Source organism: Brevibacterium sp. 50QC2O2, from assembly GCF_024580675.1.
Classification (GTDB): domain Bacteria; phylum Actinomycetota; class Actinomycetes; order Actinomycetales; family Brevibacteriaceae; genus Brevibacterium; species Brevibacterium moorei.
This window is the reverse complement of the sequence record NZ_JANIJZ010000041.1, coordinates 1-1547: the sequence shown is the minus strand read 5'-3', so window position 1 is coordinate 1547 and position 1547 is coordinate 1. Positions and strand designations below refer to the sequence as shown.

Below are 1547 nucleotides of genomic sequence, written 5' to 3'. Positions count from 1 at the left end.
CCCGTGGAACGGCCCGACCACCGCGGCGACACGCGCAGGCACGTCACACCCACACGCTAAAATCAGCTACCGAACGCGGCACCGAAGCCACGGCCACGAACCGACCCCACCCCATGAAAAATCGAGGTTAGCTCAATGACATAGTCGGGTCGGATGCCCATGAAGAACTTGTCGTAGGCTGCGTGATGAATTTTGCACAGTGCCAGCCCGTTCACCACAGAGGCGATTCCATGTTCATCACTGTCATCGATGATGTGCGCAGCATCCAGCAACTGCGGATGAGCCAAGGAACACACTGCACACATGTTGTTATAGGCATCCAGGACCTGCGATCGAAACACTGGTTGATGGAGGCGGCGCTTCGTCTGGGAAAGTAGGTACCGACGCGTTACTTCTTCATGGCCGGAGTATTCGTCTATATCGCCAGCTAGGTTGTCATCCGGCAAAGGAGCGAGAACAAAACGTTTCCTCTCTACTTCCTCGCCAATAACATACACTGGGGCAATAACATTGTATTTAGATGGTGACTTCGATATTTGCCAGAACCAAATAATAGGGAGATGCTGCCGCATTGCCACCCGCAGGCCGACGTTCTCAAATTGGTCCGGGTCATCACCTCGCCACGAGTACCGCGGGAGTCCGTCCTCGCCGATACTGTCCTCATAAGGATGCTCCCGACCTTTTTTGGGAAGATTCGTCTGGACGGTCAGTGCCGCATCAAATTTCGCCGGTTTACGGATTCCTTGCTGACCACGCAAGGAGAACGCCTCTCCGCGAAACTGAAAGTCGTCAATATGAGACACTTCGAGCGGGAAGCGACCGCCATCGGACGCCATATTTACCCACTCGATTGCCTCAGCACGTAGCCCAAGCGGTTCTGCCACACGGCCTCCTCAACTACACCTGACTGCATATTACCCGAATAGCTACGCTTGGGTGCCGCCCTGGTCTGTGCGTAGCTGATTTTGGACTGCTATAACAATTGGCACATCGGGGCCAGCCCAGGTCAACGACCTAAGTTCACGCACTGGAACCCAGTCCATTCGGTCATGATCGCTGCTGACAGGGTTTCCGGCAATCCCCTCAACCCAGTAGCAATCCAGGTCGATGATAAGTCCCTCATCATTCATCGTTGCCTGGCGGAAGACACGCTCTCCAATGACGACATGCTCTAACCCTAGCTCCTCCCGAAGTTCACGCGCCAAAGCAACTTCAGGCAACTCCCCGGGCTCAATCTTTCCACCCGGAAACTCCCACAATCCTCCCGCAGATTTTTCGGGTCTACGCCGACAGGCCAAAATCGAGTCTCCATTTCGGAAAACAGCCCCGACGACAGGTAGAGTCCTCAATTTTTCACCGCTCGCTCTTCTTTACGCTTTTCTTCCGCTGAATAGGATCCGCTGCACGCATCCCCGTCCACACTAGCCTCGATTTTTCACGGGTTGGGGTTTGTGCTTGATCGCGGCGTCGTTGTCTCATGTTGTAGGTGATTGTACTGTTCGGGTGTGATGTGCCTGCGCGTGTCGCCGCGGTGGTCGGGCCGTTCC

At 55.0% G+C, this 1547-nt stretch carries 2 protein-coding genes; both read right to left on the bottom strand.

From position 1 onward, the window contains the following. Positions 1–62: 62 nt before the first annotated feature. Entirely contained in the window at positions 63–884 is an 822-nt protein-coding gene (locus tag NQ038_RS15715; protein WP_257062980.1) for an HNH endonuclease, read from the bottom strand. 42 nt (positions 885–926) lie between these two features. Then, positions 927–1349, bottom strand: a complete 423-nt coding sequence (locus NQ038_RS15095) for a (deoxy)nucleoside triphosphate pyrophosphohydrolase (RefSeq protein ID WP_257049983.1) — start codon at positions 1347–1349, stop codon at positions 927–929. Positions 1350–1547 lie beyond the last annotated feature (198 nt).